The 20,006-nt window shown below is 53.0% G+C and carries 17 protein-coding genes and 1 pseudogene; 5 read left to right on the forward strand and 13 right to left on the reverse strand.

All coding sequences use genetic code 11. From position 1 onward, the window contains the following. The first annotated feature begins 18 nt into the window (after window positions 1-18). The 4 genes from KRAC_RS17860 (at window position 19) to istB (ending at window position 5,636) form a co-directional block, all read left to right on the forward strand. Entirely contained in the window at window positions 19-1,569 is a 1,551-nt protein-coding gene (locus KRAC_RS17860) for an APC family permease (RefSeq protein WP_007909410.1), read from the forward strand. A gap of 63 nt (window positions 1,570-1,632) precedes the next feature. Next, window positions 1,633-3,072 (forward strand): APC family permease, encoded by a 1,440-nt coding sequence (locus tag KRAC_RS17865; protein ID WP_007909412.1) that lies wholly within the window; start codon window positions 1,633-1,635, stop codon window positions 3,070-3,072. Between the two features lie 249 nt (window positions 3,073-3,321). Beyond that, complete coding sequence (gene istA / locus KRAC_RS17870; RefSeq protein WP_007909414.1) at window positions 3,322-4,845, forward strand: IS21 family transposase; 1,524 nt, start codon at window positions 3,322-3,324, stop codon at window positions 4,843-4,845. Then, window positions 4,842-5,636: an IS21-like element helper ATPase IstB gene (gene istB / locus KRAC_RS17875; RefSeq protein ID WP_007909416.1), complete on the forward strand. Its 795-nt coding sequence runs from the start codon at window positions 4,842-4,844 to the stop codon at window positions 5,634-5,636. Before istA ends, istB begins: the two co-directional genes overlap by 4 nt. Before the next feature lie 491 nt (window positions 5,637-6,127). Here istB and KRAC_RS17880 read toward each other — a convergent pair whose 3' ends face one another. Further along, window positions 6,128-6,442 (reverse strand): hypothetical protein, encoded by a 315-nt coding sequence (locus tag KRAC_RS17880; RefSeq protein ID WP_007909417.1) that lies wholly within the window; start codon window positions 6,440-6,442, stop codon window positions 6,128-6,130. 6 nt (window positions 6,443-6,448) lie between these two features. Beyond that, a complete protein-coding gene (locus KRAC_RS17885) occupies window positions 6,449-6,931 on the reverse strand; it encodes a hypothetical protein (RefSeq protein WP_007909418.1) in 483 nt (160 codons plus the stop codon). A gap of 104 nt (window positions 6,932-7,035) precedes the next feature. Here KRAC_RS17885 and KRAC_RS71315 point away from each other — a divergent pair, with 104 nt between their 5' ends. Further along, on the forward strand, window positions 7,036-7,185 hold the full coding sequence (locus tag KRAC_RS71315) for a hypothetical protein (RefSeq protein WP_007909419.1): 150 nt from the start codon (window positions 7,036-7,038) through the stop codon (window positions 7,183-7,185). Between the two features lie 782 nt (window positions 7,186-7,967). On the opposite strand, the gene KRAC_RS17895 is transcribed toward KRAC_RS71315, so the two are convergent. From KRAC_RS17895 to KRAC_RS79510, 11 genes and pseudogenes are all read right to left on the reverse strand, one after another. Further along, window positions 7,968-8,678, reverse strand: a complete 711-nt coding sequence (locus KRAC_RS17895; protein WP_040444417.1) for an IS6 family transposase — start codon at window positions 8,676-8,678, stop codon at window positions 7,968-7,970. Between the two features lie 119 nt (window positions 8,679-8,797). Further along, window positions 8,798-9,961 (reverse strand): annotated as a pseudogene (locus KRAC_RS17900) (RNA-guided endonuclease InsQ/TnpB family protein). Then, entirely contained in the window at window positions 9,921-10,571 is a 651-nt protein-coding gene (locus KRAC_RS17905) for an IS607 family transposase (RefSeq protein ID WP_007909423.1), read from the reverse strand. The pseudogene KRAC_RS17900 and the gene KRAC_RS17905 overlap by 41 nt, the downstream one beginning before the upstream one ends. Window positions 10,572-10,853: 282 nt before the next feature. Next, the gene (locus KRAC_RS61870) at window positions 10,854-11,321 is read right to left on the reverse strand and encodes an SRPBCC family protein (protein ID WP_007909425.1); all 468 of its coding nucleotides are present in this window, start codon (window positions 11,319-11,321) and stop codon (window positions 10,854-10,856) included. A 7-nt stretch (window positions 11,322-11,328) separates the two neighbouring features. Then, window positions 11,329-12,291 (reverse strand): XdhC family protein, encoded by a 963-nt coding sequence (locus KRAC_RS17915; RefSeq protein WP_007909427.1) that lies wholly within the window; start codon window positions 12,289-12,291, stop codon window positions 11,329-11,331. 82 nt (window positions 12,292-12,373) lie between these two features. Then, window positions 12,374-14,743 carry an aerobic carbon-monoxide dehydrogenase large subunit gene (locus tag KRAC_RS17920; RefSeq protein ID WP_007909428.1) on the reverse strand — a complete coding sequence of 790 codons (2,370 nt, stop codon included), beginning with the start codon at window positions 14,741-14,743 and terminating at the stop codon, window positions 12,374-12,376. Continuing rightward, window positions 14,743-15,255 carry a (2Fe-2S)-binding protein gene (locus tag KRAC_RS17925; protein WP_007909429.1) on the reverse strand — a complete coding sequence of 171 codons (513 nt, stop codon included), beginning with the start codon at window positions 15,253-15,255 and terminating at the stop codon, window positions 14,743-14,745. Before KRAC_RS17925 ends, KRAC_RS17920 begins: the two co-directional genes overlap by 1 nt. Window position 15,256: 1 nt before the next feature. After that, the gene (locus tag KRAC_RS17930) at window positions 15,257-16,135 is read right to left on the reverse strand and encodes an FAD binding domain-containing protein (RefSeq protein ID WP_007909431.1); all 879 of its coding nucleotides are present in this window, start codon (window positions 16,133-16,135) and stop codon (window positions 15,257-15,259) included. 237 nt (window positions 16,136-16,372) lie between these two features. Continuing rightward, window positions 16,373-17,011: a response regulator gene (locus tag KRAC_RS17935; protein WP_007909433.1), complete on the reverse strand. Its 639-nt coding sequence runs from the start codon at window positions 17,009-17,011 to the stop codon at window positions 16,373-16,375. Further along, complete coding sequence (locus tag KRAC_RS17940) at window positions 17,008-18,366, reverse strand: GAF domain-containing sensor histidine kinase (protein WP_007909435.1); 1,359 nt, start codon at window positions 18,364-18,366, stop codon at window positions 17,008-17,010. Before KRAC_RS17940 ends, KRAC_RS17935 begins: the two co-directional genes overlap by 4 nt. Window positions 18,367-18,886: 520 nt before the next feature. Then, window positions 18,887-19,739 (reverse strand): IS5 family transposase gene (locus tag KRAC_RS79510; RefSeq protein ID WP_007909437.1). Its coding sequence is split into 2 segments (ribosomal slippage): window positions 18,887-19,354 and window positions 19,356-19,739, totalling 852 coding nucleotides; the frame shifts between segments, so codons are not numbered across the junction. Between the last annotated feature and the right edge of the window lie 267 nt (window positions 19,740-20,006).

The following is a 20,006-nucleotide window of genomic DNA, read 5'->3' on the forward strand; positions in this document are numbered from 1 at the left end:
AAAGGAGGATACGTTCGTATGCATTCATTAACGACCGCGCCACCTGAAGCGCTGGCCGAGCAAGCGACGGCGGAGATGCCAACGCTGCCGGAAGAAGGCCAGGGGCTGCTTCCCTCAGCCTCCCTTGCCTCGAAGCACCTGTTGCCACGCACGCTGCGCACGCGTGACCTGCTGATCTTTTGTCTGATCGCAGTGCTCCTGGTCACCAATATCCCTCTCGTTGCCGGGGCTGGTGGCGCCTCTATCATCTATTGGATCATTGGGTTCCTGACCTTTTTGCTCCCCAGTGCGCTGGTTGCAGGGCAACTCTTTCGTCTCTTTCCAGGCGAAGCATGTATCTATCAGTGGTTTCACCTCGCCTTTGGCAATTTCTGGGATTCGTTCCTGGGCTTCTTTTGCAACTGGTGGCCTGGAGCCATCGGGCTGACCGTTGAAGCCGGAGCCGTTGTCAGTAGCCTTCAGTTGCTCAATGCTTCCTGGTTCCAGCTTCCCTGGCAGCAGGGCCTGGTGGAACTCGTCGTCCTCTTCGTCGCTCAACTCCTCTGCTGGCTTCCACACCGCCTGTTTCAGCAGATGTTATATGTCATCTTTCCCTGCTATTTGGGGATGATGCTGCTCCTTGGGGGATCCGGCCTCGTCTGGCTGGCAACGGGGCATCCCATTCAGGGGAACCTTTCGACGCAAAGTTGGCATATTGGGAGTGAGAATTACCCGGTCTTTGCCACCGTGATTGTGGCATTATTGGGTGTGGCCATCCCTTTGAACATGGGTGTGGAAATGAAGCATCGCCACGCAGGCAACCGAGCGTTACTCTATGGGACATGTATTATCATGATAGGCTATCTGGTGGCAACCTTTGGCATCCTCGTTGTGGTCCCACCGCAAGACCTGGGAAATCCTGCTTTCATGACGGAAATCTTTGAGCGTGTGTTTGGATCAGGTCCTGGGCATCTCCTTGGGGTCTTCAACGCGCTGGTGCTCATCGGCTATTTTCTCTGTGCGACGGCTGTGTACAATCAGCTCTTTTCACGCTTTTTGCTGGTTGCCAGCCTGGATCGGCGACTGCCTTCCTGGTTCTCGCGGCTCTCCCCTCAAGGGGTTCCATACCATGCCCTCTGGTTTCAGACGGGAATAAACACCCTCTTCATCGCCTGTCTCTTTTTTCTTGCACCGGCCTTCGCCCCCACCAATCAACAATTCTCGCTTGCCATCTTTCTCGTGGTCATGAATGGCGCGTCCGTTGTCTGGAATGCCGCGATGATCGGGTTGTTTGTCGCTGGCATGATCCTCTTTCTGCGCTACCGCCGCGAGCTACATGCCTGTGCGCTCGTGGCTCCCTGGGTCTTACACCTGGCAGCCATCGCAGGAATCGGGGCGTCGCTTGTCGCGATCTGGAGTGCCTTCTTTGCTGGTTCCCCGGTTCCGACCACCCTCAACAGCCAGGAATGGGGATTCTGGGTATTGCTCATTGTGCTCACTAGCATGGCTCTGGGTGCTCTCTATAGCTACATGATGCCAGAAAGTGAAGACCTCGCCTCACTGCTCAGTACACAACGGTCTTCCTCCTGATTGAGGTGGAGGAAGGCATCGTTGTCTGGTTTCTCCACGTTTGGTATGAAAGGAATCATTGGTATGAGTCAGGATACCCTCTCTGAGGCCCTGGTGCCTCACGATGAACCAACCACGAAACTACGAGCTGGACGCTTAGGTCTCTTTGATGCTCTGGCCCAATCAGTAGGATTGCTCGCACTGGAGATGGGAATTGCCCTCTCCATCTCCTTTGTTGCAGCCTCCGCAGGCGTCGCGTCGCCCCTTGCCTATCTGATCGCCGGGTTGGCGAGCCTTTGCCTGGCCTATGTCTTTCTGCAATTTTCCCGTCGGATTGCCCATGCAGGCAGCCTCTACACCTACATTACACAAGGACTCGGAGCAGGATATGGTTTTCTCGGAGGCTGGATGTATGCAGGGGCCTTCGCCGTCGGCGTTTCTTTTACCCTTGCCATCTCCAGCCTGTTCACGGCCACCGTTCTTGAGCACCTCTTTGGCATCACGCTTCCCTGGTTGCTTCCTTTTGTGGTGCTTCTGCTCGCACTTGGGGCCTGCGCCTTCTTTGACATACGCCTCTCCACAAGAGTCGTCCTTCTCTTGTCTGCTGTCGGGGCTGGGGCCGTGTTGCTCCTGGCGCTGCTCATTCTCCGGCATGGTAGAGCGGAGGGTTTTTCACTCGTTCCCTTGCTCCCTTCTGCATCACCTGGGGGCCTCTCGGCAGTGTTCTTTGGGGTGATCTTCGCCTTCACCTCCTTCATTGGGTTCGAGTCCAGCACGGTGCTGGGCGAGGAAACACACCGGGCGCAGCGGGTCATTCCACGCGCCGTAATGCTGGCAATCGTCGTTGGCCTGGTCTTCTATGTCCTTGTCTCCTACAGTTTCGTCATCGGGTATGGGACAACACATATCGATGCCCTGGCACGTGATCAAACCCCTCTGGACACACTCGCGACTCGCTATGGGGGGACGCTCTTTGCGAGTCTGCTGGATCTGGTCGTGGCTATCTCGGGATGGACGGCTTCCTTAGCGGGCCTCACGCTTGCAAGCCGCATGCTTTTTGCCATGGCCCGTGATCGTCGCTTCCCGTTTCTCCTGAGCAGAACCCATCAGCGTCACAAAACGCCCATAGTCGCCATCGGCGTGGTCCTGGGAATCACCTTCCTACTTGGTCTCACGCTCGGTGTGCTCTTAGGCCCATTCCTGTTCTACGGTTTTCTTGCCATCACGGCCTCACTCTTGATCCTGCTGGCCTACATCCTGGCGTCACTGTCATGGGTAATGGTGAGCCTTCGGAACAAGGGGACAGCCTCACCCCTTCGCCTGGTGATTAATCTGCTCCTGCCTGTCATCGCCATCATCATCTCCGCCATTGCGGCCTATAGCTCAGTCGTTCCAGTTCCTGCCCCTCCCCTCATGTATGCACCCTATATCGCTCTTGGGTGGATCGTGCTTGGAAACCTCCTGCTTCTGTGGCATCATTGGCAGCACCGAAAAACAGGGCATGCTCTCAAGCAGAGCGCCTAAACACACGCTCGAATCACCATGTCACCTGGGGATAACCCAGGTGACAATCTACACAAGGAAAAGAGATGGACAAAACCCAAATCACACTTGTCGAAGCCGTTGAACGGCATCTGTATCAGGCCTATTGTATTTTGTAAACTAAAAGTAGGCCAGCGACACTGACTTTTACAATTGAAAAGTGTACCAAGGGTGGGTAATCTTCTCTCATGCAAGGATCTGTTATCCCCTTGCATGAGAGGAGCGAGGGAGATGATCACCTTGGAACAATATGAACAGATTCGGCGCATGTATCATGTGGAAGAGCAATCCGAACGAGCCATTGCCCGCACGCTGGGTATCTCGCGACAGACGGTCAGCAAAGCGCTGCATGCTGACCGGCCACCAGAATACACCTTGAAGAGGCCGCGTCCATCTCCCGTGCTGGGACCCTACCAGGCCCGATTGGACGCCTTGCTTGCCGAGAATGCCCACTTACCCAAGAAGCAGCGCTACACGGCACACAAACTCTTTGAGCTCCTCCAAACTGAAGGCTACTCTGGTAGCGAGTCAAGCATACAGATGTATGGGGTGCGCTGGCGCAAAACACACAAACGCCCGGCGACCTTTTTGCCTCTGGAGTTTGACCCCGGCCAGGATGCGCAGGTGGATTGGGGGGAAGCTCAGGTGATTGTGGGCGGGATCCAGCAAACCGTGCAAGTGTTTGTCATGCACCTGTCGTATTCTCGCCGCACGTTTGTGATGTGTTTCCCATCTCAGAAGCAAGAAGCCTTCTTGTATGGCCATGTGTGTGCCTTTGAACACTTCGGCGGCGTGCCGCATCGGATTAGCTATGATAATCTCGCCGCTGCTCTCAAGCCACTCATCGAAGGACGGATACGAGAAGAACAGCGCGCTTTTGTCGCCTTTCGTAGTCACTACCTGTTTGCTTCTCATTTCTGTACGCCCGCTCAAGGACATGAGAAAGGAGGCGTTGAGGGGTCAGTTGGGTTTAGCCGGAGAAATTACCTCGTGCCCATGCCCCAGGTCGAGTCATACACTGAGCTCAATCGCTCTCTCTTGGAGAAGTGCCTGCGTGACGATGTGCGTGTCGTGCATCGGCAACCGCTCTCGATCGGGCAAGCCTGGAAAATTGAGCAACCAGCGCTTCGGCCTTTGCCCAAGCGGGCTTTTGACTGTTGTGTGACGCGGCAAGTCCATCTGACTCCCTACAGCCAAGTGAGCTATGACACCAACCGCTACTCGGTGCCAACAGAGCAGGCTCGCAAGCTTCTGACCCTGAAAGCCTATCCCTTTACGGTGGAGATCTATGACAAGGGGCAGTTGCTCGCTGTGCATGAGCGCTCGTATGGACGCGAGCAAGATGTGTTTAACCCACTCCATTACCTGTTTTTGTTGGAGATACGCCTGGGAGCGTTTGAGTATGCCCGTCCGTTGAAGCAATGGAAAGTGGATTGGCCGTCCTCCTACCATCGGCTGCTTGCCCACTTGCGGGAGAAGTGGCCCGAGGGGCGAGGAGTCAAAGAGTTTGTGCGCATTTTACGTTTGCATCAGCAGTATCCTGCCTCTGTGGTGGAGCAAGCCATTGAACAGGCACTCGCCTTTGGTTGTACCCACCTTGATGGAGTAAAACACTGCCTGGAGCATGGCCAGGCTGAAGTCGAGGCCCGGCCCCTGCTGGATTTGTCTGACAGACCCCATCTGGCGAGCCTGGGAAGCCAGGCCATTGATTTAGCGTGGTATGACCAATTGATTGGGAGAGGAGTTGCCCAATGAAGCCGGAATTTCTGCTGGAAACCTACTTGAAGCAACTGCGTCTGCCCTCTTTTGCGCAGTCTTATCAACCGTTGGCTCAGGAGGCCGCACGCACGAACTTGAGCTACGAGCGTTACCTGTTGGCGCTGGCTCAAGAAGAAGTGGCCAATCGAGAAGCGCATCGCATTGAACGAGCCATCCAACAAGCCCACTTCCCGGTGCTCAAAGAGCTGGCTGACTTTGAGTGGAGCAGTGTGCCCTCTGTTCCCAAAGCGCGCATCCTCGAACTGGCGCAGGGTGTCTATATCACCAACGCCGAGCCTGTGATCTTGCTGGGAAATCCTGGTTTAGGCAAATCGCATGTAGCGACGGGATTGACTCTGGCTGCGTGTCGACAAGGCCGTCGGGTGCGCTTTTACAATGTAGCTGGACTGATAAATGATCTGATCAAAGCGCAGCAAGAGTACCAACTCTCACGGATCATGGCTCAGATCTGTAAACACGAGCTGATTGTCCTGGATGAATTAGACTTTATCCCGTTCACCCCCACTGGGGCTCAACTCTTGTTTCAACTGTGTTCAGCTCTCTACGAACGAGTCGCAGTCATCGTGACGACGAACCTGCACTTTGCTGAATGGGGCCGCATCATGGGGAGCGATGAGCGGATGTCCGCGGCGCTCCTGGATCGGCTCACTCATCGGGCCACGATCCTAGAATTTGTGGGAACCTCATATCGCTTTCGCCAGCAACTCCAGCACCAAGAATCCTTGGGAGAAGGGAGCGGCGAACCAGTAGCCGCTCCAGAAGTCTGAAGCATCTCCGTGGGGAGTGGCACAGTTTTCGAGTAAAAACTGGTACACGTTTCGGTTACAAACAAATTTTGTCAATGAATCTCTTGGCACAGTTTTCGAGTAAAAATTGGTACACTTTTCCCTTGCAAAATACACTTTTTTGACAGCACTTATGACACGTCTTGATGTTGAACTGCTTTAGTGGAGTGTGTGGCAAGGAATGATATTGCGCCTCACTTTGAACACTCCACCAAAGCAGTTCAAGCGCAATGTCTGAAGAAATGTCCGAAAGAGTGCAGACCTTGCAAGGTTACCTGTCATGAACATCACCATACATGGGCATCTGAAATAGTCCTCCTTGCTCTCCGTTTCAACAGTTCTTTGATCAAACACCTGTGCTTATGCCCTACAGCAAGTATACGATTGTTTTGAGGAGCATGTCCCACTCTCAAAGTCTCGTCACGCCTTGCATCTTCCAGGGCCTGCCGCCACATTTCCGATATGTTCAGCGTTCACGCCCATCCTTCCAGAAGCTCCACATCGAGATTCGCTCCTTGCACTTTGATCATACCCACGATGTCGTTCCACTCCGCGTCGTCTCTCATACCATCAGTTCGCACGACCGAAGCCAGGTGAAAGCGCCGAAGCTTAAAGAGAATCATTTCACTGGCCGAAGCAACGGGGAAAGGAGGGTACCGTTCATCAAGCTTGTAACGAGTCACCAGCCGAGACATAGTGGTATCAAAAGCAGTACATCGAGGGACAATGACATCGACCTTCGCCAGTGAGCCGAGATGCAAGAGGGAAAAGGGCGTGCGCCGTCGCACCGCCTCCTAGATGGAGTTCTTCTCAAAGAGAAAATCACGTTCAAGGGGTGCCAGGAAGGCGGAGAGGTTTTGTTCGTCGAGTTCGACAAGAGGATCAATATCTTGCGCCACCTGTTGCATGCCGTGAAGCGAACTGGCAATCGAGCCGCCGAGGTAACAGGGCACCTCTATCCTCTCACACGCCTGGAACACAGAACGCGCAACGGAGGCGAGATCCATTGGCTGCAGGTGCCAATGCTCTTGCTTCTCTAATGCGGCTTGTACGTGCTGAGCAAGCGCCTTCCCGTACGAGAACGAGACAAAGCGTACCGCAGCCTCCCGCTCAGTGTTCCCCGCATAGCGCTCTCGCCAGGAGCGGATATTCGCCCACAGTGTACTCTGGGTCAACGATTGCACAAGTCTGAACCGCCTCTCCACAGGGGCCTTGCGGATCAGGCCGATGAAGACCCGCTCGGCATCAGGATGGGTATCAACAGATTGCATGCTCATCTCTTCCTCCTCATACAAACAGGGTACGAGCATTGTACCAGCAAGTCAAGAGACAGATCGGATGGCGAAATTGATGGCGGATCGATGGCGGATATGGCGGATCGATGGCGGAACTGATGGCGGATATGGCGGATCGATGGCGGATCGATGGCGGATCGATGGCGGATAAACTGTCTCCCGATAGTTGCCTCTTTTGGCTCACAAGCACGGTCGTACTCGCTGGCAACCGTCTGGATGGCACATTGGAAACTTGAGGGGAGAGTACCTCTCACTTCACCAAATTTGACTACAAATTGACGGCAAAGCCGCCGGACGCCTGCGGATTACGATGTCCGCCGATGAACGACGATTCCTCTCACGCCGCATGGGAAGCGCCGTGGCGGACAGCGGCGAAAAGGGGCGGGGAGGCGCCTGCGAATCTCTCCACCTGCAGTTCTTTTATGATGATGATGCTCTCATGCCGCTTCTAGACACTCATGAGAGAGTTTCACTTTTTTTGGAGAACACATCGTTGACAGCAAAACTGACAGCGAAACGCAGAGGTGTCGATTCGTTCTTGTGCTGGCGCAACGCGCCGTGGAAAGCCGTGAGAACGAGATTTGTGCCGCAGTTGCCCTGCTGCATCCAGCCCTGGTCACAAACCGCATTCTCAATGCTGATGCGATGCACACCTCACCAATACGTAATCCATTGCCTGGTTGAACAAGCAAAGCTTCTCCTGACAACGACAAAGTGGTCGCTCGCCGGCTCAAACGCATTTCAGACGAAAGCTTCAATGACGAGCTTGCATTTTCACCACAAAGAATCTACCATTGAAGGTGGAGAAGCACGGCGGCATAGCTATCCGCTGGGAAGGGAACCCTCTAACGCACTTGGAGCTTGACTCTTGATCAAAAGCTGGGGGGCGTGTTCGGACTCCTGATAAGAGTTTGAAGGCGACACTTCTCGTCTGAAGGTGGCAGAGGCACGCCCACGGATTGTGTTGCAAAAACGATGATGAGGGCAAGATGGATGTGAAGAGGTTCTCCTCATTCAGTTAGGCGATCACTCCAAACAGTGTGGCGACCAGCGAGACCTGCCCTCCAACATCCCCTTTTGCTACCCCTTGTACTTGCCCTTTCCTCAGCATGTTCATCGTCTCGTACCCTTGGAGGGCTCGCCAAGCTGTTTGGAAGAAGAAAAAGCCCATCCCTGGCTTCGTTAACCGTTTGATGAAGCGATGATCTTGTTCAACCAAATTATTGAGATATTTCACTTGCCGCAATTCACACCTTTTGGGAAGACACCCTTCCGCTTTCAATTCCGCAAACGCTTTGGGATAGGCCGCGTTTTTGTCCACGTTGATAACTCGTGGCTCGCTGGTATGGGATGCGGTGAGCGTTTTGAGAAGAAACTGTTTAGCACCTTGTGTATCTCGCGTCGAACTGAAAAAGAAATCGAGCATGTTTCCCCGCGAATCAACCGCTCGATACAAATACACCCACTCTTTTTTGACTTTGATGTAGGTTTCATCGACCCGCCAGGAGTCCGCCGTGGTCTTCAAGTGCGCTCGACACCGTCGTTCGAGTTCGGGCGCATAGTGCTGAACCCAGCGATAGATTGTCGTATGGTCGACATGCAATCCACGCTCAAGCATCATTTCCTCCAAGTCGCGATAGCTCAAAGCAGAGCGAAGATACCATCTCACGCACAAGAGAATGATGTCGGCTTGGAAGTGGCGCCATTTGAACGGGTGCTGCTCTGCTATGACGAAATCCTCTTCCTGCTCCAATTAATGTAGTAAAACGTATGCAAGCATAGCTCTGCTACACCTTTTGTTGTTCCTGTTTCATCCGTAGGAGCCTCAAGGCCGAAGCCTTTTTGGTCTTACCCCGCGTCCGCAGGCAAGTTTACGTCCTCGTCTGAGCCAATACCGGTGACGACTTGGTCAATGAGCCCGATCAAGTGAAGGGCTTCCCGCAGGATATTCTGGCTCGCATTATGATCGCGATCTTGCGGGAACTGAGAATAGGGGCATGATGGATTCTGGCAGAGGAAGGTGCGATCTTTGAGCGTCATCGCTTCCCACTTCCAGCCGCAGCAGTGGCAGGTCTTACTCGAAGGAAAGAAGCGTCCCACCTTGATCACCTGTCCACCCTGCTGCTCTACCTTCGCCCGAGCAGGGAGAGCAGCTTGCCCAATGCTGCGTCAGAGAACGAACGAGACAGCCGCCGATTCTTGAGCAACCCGCTTCCGGTTGAGGTCTTCGATGCCAATGCTTCCATAGCAATTGGCAAGCCTGGTTGTGAGCTTGTGGAGCACATCGTCTCTCAGAGAGGTAATACGATAATGGAGTCGTGCCACCTGTCTACGCGCTTTCTCGCGGTTTTTTGATCCCGGTTTGCGGCGATGCAGTCGCTTATTGGCCTGACGCAATTTTTTGAGCGCCGTTTTGAGGAAGGCTTGGTTCTCGACTCCCTCTCCTGTACTCAAGGTGGCCAATCGGTTTAGTCCGACATCGATACCAACAGCGGCTGGTTTCTTTGCCGGGATCGCATCTGGGAGTTCGACCTGGAGAGACACAAACCACCAGTCTGCTGTTTTCGTGATGCGTGCTCCTCTCACGCGACCTTTGAAGCGCAGATTTTCCGCCATGTTGACCCATCCGAGCTTAGGAACCCACAGACGGTGATCCCCCAACTCGAATTGATCGTTGGCAAGGTAGAAGCTTGGTTTGCTCCGCTTCTTGCTCTTAAAGCGCGGGCGGTGAGCCTTGCCTTCAAAGAAAGCGGTAAATGCTTTGCCCAGGTCCAGAAACGGCTGATCAGAGGCGTTCTTCGTGACTTCCCATGTCCAGGGGTACTGTTCACGCCGGATCTCGTTGAATTGCTTCTTGAGTTTCAAGGCGGTGGGCTTTTCTCCTGCCTCATACTGCCGGTTCCACTCAGCCAGCGCCCAATTCCACACGAAGCGGGCGGTCCCTGCGGCTTTGGCAATAGAGACGGCTTGCTCAGGTGTGGGATGGAGTCTGATCTTGTGTGCCTTGATCATCCGTTATGTCCTTTCCCAGAGCCGCTGCACGGATCAGGTTCTTCTGGGAACGCAGGCCATGAAGTCGTGCTGAAAATACCGTGACGATAGCCATCAGATCCCGAACCAGTTCTTCTTCTGGGGAGAAGGTTTCGTCATGAATAACGGTGATCTCGGTTCCGTGCCGTTCACAGAACTGCTCAAACCAGTCGTAGCCAAAGCGAACAAAACGATCCTGAAAGCCGATCACCACCCGCTTAACCAATCCCAGCTCGATTTGTTCAATGACCTGATGAAAGCCTTTGCGTTTGTAATTGAGTGCGGAGCCGATATCTTCTACCCACTGATCTACCTTGATAGCATGCTCCTGGCAGTATGCTCGAAGTGCTTCCTTCTGGAGAGCCAGATCTTTTTTCTGACCAGGAGAAGACACGCGAGCATACGCAATCACCAACCCTTGCTCCGAGGAAATTAACCCGCGATAAGCCAGATATTGTTCATGCGTGTAGTAGCGGCGATTCGTCGGGCTACGGAACGCTGGCAAGATGCCCTTGCGATCCCATTTTTGCAAGGTATTGACTGATTTTCCAATCAACTGGCCAAATTGTTTTGGCGAATATGTATGCTCCATACATATATTCTAACACATCATCATCGCTTTTTCAATACTGTTAAAGACTCTTTTCGCTCGACTGTAGCAGATCAGCTTATTTCTTGCAACACAACCGAGCAGAGGAGAATAGGTAAATGATGCTTATTTAGCCCTCTTGACAGAGAAGAACCCGTCGCAAGCCGCGGGGCTTACAGCCCCAACGGTAAGGCGGGTTCCTCGCGGGCTTGAGCTCTTTTCTCTCAACTGTAGCAGATCGGCTTTTTCTTGCAATGCAACCGATTTCATTCAGTAAGGTAGAAGTCAGTGACTACTCGCTTCAGCGGTATCAACAGCTAGCAAGTTAGCTTTCAAACAATCAAAGAATTGACCTGTAAGTTTCTCTGCAGTGCTGCTCATAAGGCGTCCCCCCACGCTGGCAAGAGTGCCACTCACCACTACATGTGCGTTCCAATCCATACGAGTCCGCTCTGCCCCTTCTGCAACGAGACGCATACGGCCCTCTAGCTCAACGGCACTTCCTGGAGCCTTCCCACGTCCTTTCACCACCATGTAATTTGGCTCTTGCATCTCCGGGCGGGTTACATCGAGTGTAAATTTTGCTTTCACAGGCCCCACGCCTGCGGCAATCACAGCCTTCCAGTGTTCAGGTTCCAATTCTTCCAGGCTTCGGAAACCAGGTGCACATGCTGCCACCTTGTTCACATCCAGGAGATAAGCCCATACGCGCTCAATAGATACAGTAATCGTCTGAGAGCCCGAGAATTCCATAGCATGCTCACCTTTCGCTCTGTACGAGATATTCTTCTGGATTGGCTTCAAACAGGCGTTTGCAGGCCGGGCAGCAGAAATAGACATTACGGCCATTATAGGTACTTAGGTGTCGAGCGTTGGCTATTTCCACCATCATGCCACATACGGGATCAAGAGCCGTACTATGAACCGCAGAAGAGAGAGAGTCTTGCCCTTCAGCAGCAACGTTCTCACCACCCCCCTCCATCAGGATGGATTGCCTGCGGACCTGCACCAGTTCGGCCAGGATGCTCGATGCTATTTCCTCAGGGGTCATCGCTCCGATATCAAGGCCAGCCGGGGCTTTTAAGCGCGCTATCTGGCGTTCTTCCAAACCAGACATACGTAAATAGGATCGGCAAGCATCTGCACGGCGGTGACTTGCAACCATTCCCACGTACGCTGCTGGACTCTGCAAAGCCTGTGTGAGCACATCCTCATCGTATTGACCGTGCGTAGCGACGACAATGAGTGTTCGCTGATCAATGGGTACCTGGCTTAAGTCAGTATGGTTCAGGTGAGTGACCGCAAAGTCAAGTACTGGTGCAAGTTGACTCAACGCAGCCACGACCGGTGAGTCACCCACAAGGATGAGCTGAGGCTGAGGAAGATGCGGCTCCATATAAATCTCCAGTATGCCCCCACTGGCACACGACATGGGAAAGGCGCGCACATCACGATGTATGCCTACGGTAACTGGCGCGCCAAGACGTAACAGGGAAGGTTCCCCCCCTTCCCGCAGCGCACGCACTGCTTCTCGCACCACCACAGGTTGTGCGCAACTTCCTCCAATCCATCCCGTTATGTGCCCATCAGCCTCAATAATGGCCCTGGCTCCTGGTTTCGCTGACGTCGGGCGTTCACACCACACGACTGTCGCTATGACGAAAGGTTTTCCGGCCTGCTCCAACTGGTGAGCGAGCTCAAGGAGTGTATGAGTTGAAGACATAACACCCTCCCACACAAGGAGATAAGGCGGCGTGTCTTTCTCCTGATGAATAGGCACGCCGTCCAGAAGCACCGAGGGACTCTCAGTCTGAGGTCAGGCCTTTTTCTTTGAGGATGTTCCATACCTTCCAGGGCGTCAGTGGCATATCGATATGACGCACACCGACGTGTGCCAATGCGTCCACAACGGCGTTCACAATCGCTTGCGGCGCTCCTACTGTAGGCGATTCGCCGACACCTTTAGCCCCAATGGGATGATGGGGTGAAGGAGTGACTGTCCTGTCCGTCTCCCAGAGAGGGGTCTCCATTGCGGTTGGTATTAAGTAATCCTGGAAGTTTCCAGCCAGGATATTGCCATCCGCATCATAGGCCAGTTCCTCATACATAGCTGGAGCTAATCCCTGTGTCAGCCCACCATGTATCTGTCCCTCAACCACCATCGGATTGATGACAGTACCGCAGTCATCGACCGCCATAAAGCGACGAATATGAACCATACCCGTGCCACGATCGATGTCTACAACACAAATATAGGCCCCGAAGGGATACGTGAGGTTGGGCGGGTCATAATAGTTGACCGCCTCCAATCCAGGTTCCAGGTATGGCGGGCAATTGGTATAGGCAGCAAAGGCTAAATCCTGAATGGTCTTCCCCTTAGCAGGCGCACCTTTGACAAAGAAACGTCCTGGCTCCCATTCCAGATCTTCCTCCCCCACCTCTAAGAGGTAAGCCGCGATCTTTTTGGCTTTCTCACGCACTTTGCGCGCAGCTAATGCCGTTGCCGCACCCGCTACAGGCGTACTACGGCTGGCATAGGTTCCCAGGCCATAAGGCGCGGTATCCGTATCGCCATGTTCAACATCAACATCATCTGGCGACAGCCCTAATTCTGCCGCGATGATCTGGGCAAAGGTCGTTTCATGTCCTTGACCTTGCGTTTGCACGCCAATACGTGCGAGCACTTTTCCAGTTGGATGTACGCGCACTTCGCAGCTATCGAACATCTGAATGCCCGCGATATCAAAATGCTTCCCTGGGCCAGCCCCGACGATTTCAGTAAAGGTTGAGATACCAATGCCCATCAGTTCGCCACGCGCACGCTTCTCCGCCTGCTCCTGACGCAGTGCCTCATAATCAATATTCTTCATCGCCAGGTGTAATGCACCCTCATAATTGCCACTATCAAAGGTCCAGTTCAATGCCGAGCGATAGGGAAACGCCTCCGGCTTGATAAAGTTTTGCAGACGTAACTGCGCCGGATCTTTCCCCAAATCATGCGCCAATGTATCCATCATACGCTCAATCAAATACGATGCTTCCGTAACGCGGAACGAGCAACGATAGGCAATACCGCCAGGCGCTTTGTTGGTATGCACTGCATCAACATCCACAAAGGCATGTTTAAAGTCATAGGAGCCCGTGCAAATGTGGAACAGACCTGCCGGAAATTTTGTCGGTTGTGCTGCGGCGTCAAAGGCGCCATGATCGGCCAGCGTATGTACACGCAGCGCGTTGACCATGCCATCTTTATCCGCTGCGATCTCCGCATGAATATGGTAATCGCGAGCGAAGCCCGTACTACCAATATTTTCAGAGCGATCCTCGATCCATTTGACTGGCTTGCCCGTCGTCACTGAGGCAACCACGGCGCAGACGTAGCCTGGATAAATGGGGACTTTGTTGCCAAAACCACCGCCAACATCTGGAGAGATGATACGGATACGATGCTCTGGCAGCCCTGCCACCATCGCGAAGAGCGTGCGGTGGGCATGTGGTGCCTGCGATGTCAGCCAGACAGTGAGCTTCCCTGTGGCCTTGTGATAGTTGGCGACACAGCCGCAGGTCTCAATTGGCGCAGGATGGATACGCGGAATATAGAGGTCTTGCTTGATAACCACGCCATTCCGCTCAGCTTCGGCAAAGGCTGCATTCGTCGCGTCTTCATCTCCTGTTTCCCAGTGATAAATCTGGTTCGTAGGCTGCTTCTCCTTTTTATCGGGACGCAGCAACGGCGCCTCAGGATCAAGAGCCTTCTTGGGATCAACAACAACGGGTAGCGGTTCGTAATCGACATCTACAGCGGCAACTCCATCAGCGGCCGCGTAACGGCTGGTAGCGACGACGAAGGCAACTTCTTGCATCTGATACAATACACGATCAACGGCTAACACTGCTTCCATATCGGCGGAGAGCGTTGGCATCCAGGCCAGGCCAGCGGCTTCCAGGTCTTTCCCCGTGATGACTGCCACGACACCAGGAACCTTCATTGCTTCACTGCTATCGATATTCCTGATGAGTGCGTGCGCATAGGGACTACGGACAATGTCTCCGTAGAGCATGCCAGGCAATTGTACATCGTCAACATATGTCCCTTGTCCGCGAATAAAACGCGCATCTTCTTTACGCTTATAGGGTTCACCCAGGCCATGATGAGCATGTATTTCGCTTGCCATTAATCATCTCCCTCACCGGCAGGGACCGGAACTGGCTCAGACGCACTCATTTTTTCAGCAGCATACTGGATAGCACGGACAATATTGACATAGCCTGTACAACGACACAGGTTTCCTGAGATGCCCTCCCGTATCTCCTGTTCACTGGGATGAGGGTTGCGCTGCAGCAGTGCAATGGCCGCCATCATCATACCCGGCGTACAATAGCCGCATTGCAAGGCGTGCTTCTCATGAAAGCCTTCTTGCATGGGATGAAGCCTGTCGCCCTGCTCCAGGCCCTCCACAGTTACAATCTGACGACCATTAGCCTGGACAGCGAACATCGTACATGACTTGGTTGCTTTGCCATCGACGAGGATTGTACAGGCCCCACAGGAAGTCGTGTCACAGCCAATATGGGTGCCAGTCAGATGTAAGCCATCGCGAATCCAGTGGACAAGGAGGGTGCGTGAATCGACAGTATCCTCGTACGCCGTACCATTAATAGTGACACTGATCGGGTGTTTGCTCATCTTATTCCCCTCCTGCGGCGCGAACTGAGGCTTTACGTAAAGCACGACTACATAGTGTGCGCACCATAGCACGCTTGTATTCCGCAGTACCGCGAGTATCGCTCGTTGGTTGGGATGCTGCCGCGGCAAGATCGGCGGCTCGACGAATAGCTGTTTCATCAAAGTGTTTGCCAAGCAGCGCTTGCTCGGCATCACGAGCTTTGAGAGGAGAGGGTCCGACATTCGTGAGACCAATACCCGCATGGGTCACCAGTCCACCACTATCCAACACCACATAGACCGCGACTCCTGCAATGGCATAATCACCTACTTTGCGCTCAAGCTTCAGGTAGGCTCCACCACTGTGCTCAGGGGGGGCAGGTATGCGAATTTCAGTGAGGATTTCAAGAGGGTCAAGCGTCGTTTCAAAGGACGAGTCGGTAAAGAAGGCTTCAATAGGGATTACACGCTGCCCACCAGGACCCACAGCGACCACACTTGCCCCCAGCGCAATCATCGTTGCGGGATGATCGTTCGCAGGGTCGGCATGAGCAAGATTGCCTCCAACAGTGGCCCAGTTGCGTACTACCGGGTCAGCTACGACCTTCGCAGTATCCTGGAGAATGGGATAGCGAACGCGAATGAGAGAGGAGTGATCTAACTCCGCTTCGCGTGTGAGTGCACCGATATGCAGCACACCATCGGCCTCCCGAATATATTCCAATTCAGCAATACGATTGATATCGATGAGAATTGAGGGGCTGGCAAGGCGGAAACGCAAGATGGGAATAAGGCTGTGACCCCCAGCCAATACCTTGGCTTCATCGCCATGTTGTTGTAGCAGAGCTATAGCTTCGGGAACACTGCTCGCTGCTACATAATCGAAGGAACCGGGAATCAAAATAACACCTCCAACATCTGTTGACGCGCAAATCTTCTGCGCGTCATCATCGAATACAAAACGCCAGACCGACAGGGAGGTACGTATAGTAGAAGCATGCGGGCCTCTATCTACCTTCAGTATAGTCGCACCTTGTATCCAGTGTTACCTACAAAAGGAGGGAAGAGGGTTTCCAAAAGGAGGGAAGAGGGTATATACAAAAGGAGGGGGGAATACGCGCCAGGAGGTCTCTACAATCTATAGCCATCCATGTTTGACGGCAACCATCACTGCCTCAGTACGATTCTTGACATTGAGACGATGCAAAATTTCTTGTACATAGCCCTTGATTGTGTTCTCACTCAAGTAGAGCTTCTTGGCAATTTCACGGCTAGATAACCCTTGCGCGACAAAACGCAGAATCACAAGCTGCTGAGAACTGAGGGATTCAAGAGAAAGTTCAGGATTTGTCTGTGGGGCACGACGTAGTTGGGTCATGAGAACAGCGGCAGCCTTGGGGTCAATAGCTCCCTCCCCTCGTGCAACGGCCCGAATTGAGCGTTTCAAGTCGAAGCGTTCGATATCCTTGACAATGTAACCACGCGCCCCTGCCTGAATACATTCTGCCACTAACGTTTCATCCGTAAAGGTGGTCAGGATAATCACTGCTGTCTCGGGGAAACGTTCAGTCACAGTGCGACAGACCTCGATTCCGCTCGAATCAGGAAGGCGAACATCGAGCAAGGCGATATCTGGTTGGAGACGTTCAATCAATTCGAGGGCCTGGACGGCAGTGGCAGCATCACCGACAATACTAAAATCTGGCTCGGTCATGAGTATCGCCTTGAGTCCTTCACGTACCATCTCGTGATCGTCAATAATCAGTAAGCGGATCATAATGGGACCACCGCCTTTACGATAAGCCCACCCTCTTCGCCATTCACCAGCGTAAAGTGCCCGCCAAGCTCTTCTATCCTACGCCTCATTCCTCGCAAGCCCAGGTGCATAGCATCCTTATCATACGACTGTAATACCTGAGTGGGGAGACCAATGCCATTATCTTGAACGACCAGTATCGCATGTTCACCTGTTACCTGCACCGTCACAATCACAATCGTAGCACATGCGTGGCGGCGCACATTAGAAAGGGCCTCTTGAGCAACAGTCAGCAGCGTTTTCTCGACACAAGCTGATGGCGCTATAGTCCATTCTGCCACGACCAGATCCGCTTCAATAGAAGTCGCTTCGCGCAAATCACGAATCTGGGTATAGAGCATTTTCACCAGCCCCTCTTCGGGAAGCTCTGCCGAGGACAGCGCAAAGATTGCATCACGCACCTGGGCAGTTCCTAAAGAAGCAAGCTGTTTAATTGAGCGTAATGCATGAAGCAGTGACGAACCAGGCTCCAGTTGTTCTTTAACCCAATCCGCTTTCAAGCCAATCGTGAACAATGTTTGTTGTACACGATCATGGAGTTCCTGGGCAATCCGTCTGCGCTCTTCGCCAAGCATCTGACGCTTCTGGACCTCGGTTAGCTCGTGGTGTAACTGCTGGAGGTGTGTTGCGAACTTGCTCAATTCCTGGTTCTGGCGCTCCAGTTCGGCGGTACGCTCACGGACTTCACTTTCCAGGTGGGCAGCATAAGCTTCCATAGCTCGACGTTCACGCGCGATAAGTTGAGCATTATGGATAGCGACTGCTGCTTGCGCACTCAAAGCCTCGATGAGTTCAAAGTGGCGGTTTGTGAAACATCCAGGACGTGTATCGCCAATCAGGAATGCGCCCAGAATTGCTCCCTCACGGGTACGCAATTGCACACCCAGAAAGCTGCGTACAGAAATATGCCCCTTTGGAATGCCTACATAACGAGGGTCCTTCAGGACATCGTCGATAATAATGGATGCACCTTCCCAGAAGACAGGATAGAGTACTCCAACACCTTCGACTACACCCAGGCGACGAAAATGAGCCGCTATGTGCTCTGATGCACCGGAGATAGCGGCCAGACGAAAACTTGCTTTCTTTGTGGGAGTAGTAGCACATTCTTCCACGATTTCGGGTATGAGAAAGAATGCAGCATATTGAGCAGCAGTTACTTTGCGTGCTGCATCTGTCATCATCTGCAATAGACGCTGTAAGTCAAACTCAGACGTCAGCGCAATTGCAATCCTGTTTAATTGTGCTAACTCTTCAGCCTGTTGCTGCAAGTTTGTAATGAGCTGAGCACGACTCTCATCGATGGGTTGGGCCATATCGTGACGTTATTGGGCTTTAGCCCACCGCAAGCCACGGGGATTCATCCCGTGGTTAGGCGTTTGCGGCTTTAGCCCTTGCCCTTCCGTTTTTTCTGTACGCGAAAAGAATTGATCAGCAGTACATTGAGAACTGAATAGTGTATGGGTTCCATAGCGAAGGGCTATGGGTAAAAACGCTACCGTGTTAGCCAAAGACCACGGCTACTTGCTAAAGAGAGCAATTGCAACGTGTAGGCATTTCAATCAACGTACAAAAGTATCAGGGGATAATCGATTGCTCCCCTGTAGTTGGTCGAATGGCACGACCCACGGATAGCAGCAATGCTATGCGCGTAGCTCGCAAGGAGAAAATGTACTTGCGAGAAGCCACTGGTCTTTAGACCATGTGGAGTGTCACTCACTCCCAGGTAAGAGACAACAGAGGGAATACACTGAGCAAAGTATACCATATTCGCTCCTAGAATCTTAAACGCATTTCGAGTGCTTAAGCTCTAAGAGTGTGTCGTAAGACGAATATTCAGTATCGGGAAGGAGCTAAACGAGTCAAGAAGAGACGGATGGCAGCCACCTGGATAAAGGCCTCGCTACTTGAGGGCGAACCCTCATAATCGCGAGCAAGCCGTCGAAAGCGAATAAGCCAACCAAAAGTTCGTTCAACAATCCATCGTTTGCGTTGAACCTGGAATCCTCCTTGGGGTTTGCCAATTTCAACGGGTTGCCCATTGATGAGTTCCCAATGCGATGGAGGCGGAACAATCTCAATTTCCCATCCAAGATGTTGCCAGAGCCATTGTTCAAACGGCTCTCCATCGTAGCCATGATCGGCAAAGAGATGAGAAAGACGAGGAAACACAGACGCTAGCCCATCGAGCAAGAAATGAGCGCCTGCCCGATCCGCGATGTTGGCTGCAAGCACCTTGATGGCCAGGATGAAGCCCTGAGTATCAACGAGGAGGTGCCTTTTGCGTCCCCAGATTTTTTTTCCCGGCATCGTAGCCACGTTCGATGCCTGGGACAGGACTGGTTTTGCTGGATTGGCTATCGACGATACCGGCGCTTGGTTCTTCCTCTCGCCCTATCGAGCCACGAGCCTGACGGCGCAAGGCATGCATCACGTTTTCCCAGATTCCATCGAGTTTCCAGCGACGGAAGTAGTGGTACGCTGTTTTGCCATCGGGCAGGTCGTGGGGCATTTGCCGCCAAGAACAGCCTGTCCGCAGAACATAGAGGATGCCATTGATGATTTCTCGCCTGGGAATGACCTCCTGGGTCGCATTGGGAGAAGGTGGCGGGATAAAGGGAGCCAACCGCTCCCATTGCGCATCGGTCAGATCCGATGGATAGCGCTTTCTCGTGATGCTCTCATTCATCAGATTCGGCTCCTTGTTCAGTTTATTGCGTCTCTTGATTGTCTCCTTTCAGTTTATTCTTGGCTCTATGAGCCTCTTACGACACACTCTAAGACCGGTAAGAGAAAATATGAGAACGTCCAGCCTCCAGAATCGAAGACGATCCCAGGCATCCTACGTATCTCGAAACGATCACGGGAGTAGGGTATCGGTTCCGCCAACCATGCATTCCTGTTATGTCAGGTTGATCCATCTTGGCAGAGTCTGCGACGCATCAGATTACTTGTC

Source organism: Ktedonobacter racemifer DSM 44963, assembly GCF_000178855.1.
Taxonomy (GTDB): Bacteria; Chloroflexota; Ktedonobacteria; order Ktedonobacterales; family Ktedonobacteraceae; genus Ktedonobacter; species Ktedonobacter racemifer.

Excerpts from the sequence above, each read along its gene's own strand:
- KRAC_RS17860 (WP_007909410.1), top strand. The coding sequence starts at position 19 with ATGCATTCATTAACGACCGCGCCACCTGAAGCGCTGGCCGAGCAAGCG.
- KRAC_RS17865 (WP_007909412.1), top strand. The coding sequence starts at position 1,633 with ATGAGTCAGGATACCCTCTCTGAGGCCCTGGTGCCTCACGATGAACCA.
- istA (WP_007909414.1), top strand. The coding sequence starts at position 3,322 with ATGATCACCTTGGAACAATATGAACAGATTCGGCGCATGTATCATGTG.
- istB (WP_007909416.1), top strand. The coding sequence starts at position 4,842 with ATGAAGCCGGAATTTCTGCTGGAAACCTACTTGAAGCAACTGCGTCTG.
- KRAC_RS17885 (WP_007909418.1), bottom strand. The coding sequence starts at position 6,931 with ATGAGCATGCAATCTGTTGATACCCATCCTGATGCCGAGCGGGTCTTC.
- KRAC_RS71315 (WP_007909419.1), top strand. The coding sequence starts at position 7,036 with ATGGCGGAACTGATGGCGGATATGGCGGATCGATGGCGGATCGATGGC.
- KRAC_RS17905 (WP_007909423.1), bottom strand. The coding sequence starts at position 10,571 with ATGGAGCATACATATTCGCCAAAACAATTTGGCCAGTTGATTGGAAAA.
- KRAC_RS61870 (WP_007909425.1), bottom strand. The coding sequence starts at position 11,321 with ATGGAATTCTCGGGCTCTCAGACGATTACTGTATCTATTGAGCGCGTA.
- KRAC_RS17915 (WP_007909427.1), bottom strand. The coding sequence starts at position 12,291 with ATGTCTTCAACTCATACACTCCTTGAGCTCGCTCACCAGTTGGAGCAG.
- KRAC_RS17920 (WP_007909428.1), bottom strand. The coding sequence starts at position 14,743 with ATGGCAAGCGAAATACATGCTCATCATGGCCTGGGTGAACCCTATAAG.
- KRAC_RS17925 (WP_007909429.1), bottom strand. The coding sequence starts at position 15,255 with ATGAGCAAACACCCGATCAGTGTCACTATTAATGGTACGGCGTACGAG.
- KRAC_RS17935 (WP_007909433.1), bottom strand. The coding sequence starts at position 17,011 with ATGATCCGCTTACTGATTATTGACGATCACGAGATGGTACGTGAAGGA.
- KRAC_RS17940 (WP_007909435.1), bottom strand. The coding sequence starts at position 18,366 with ATGGCCCAACCCATCGATGAGAGTCGTGCTCAGCTCATTACAAACTTG.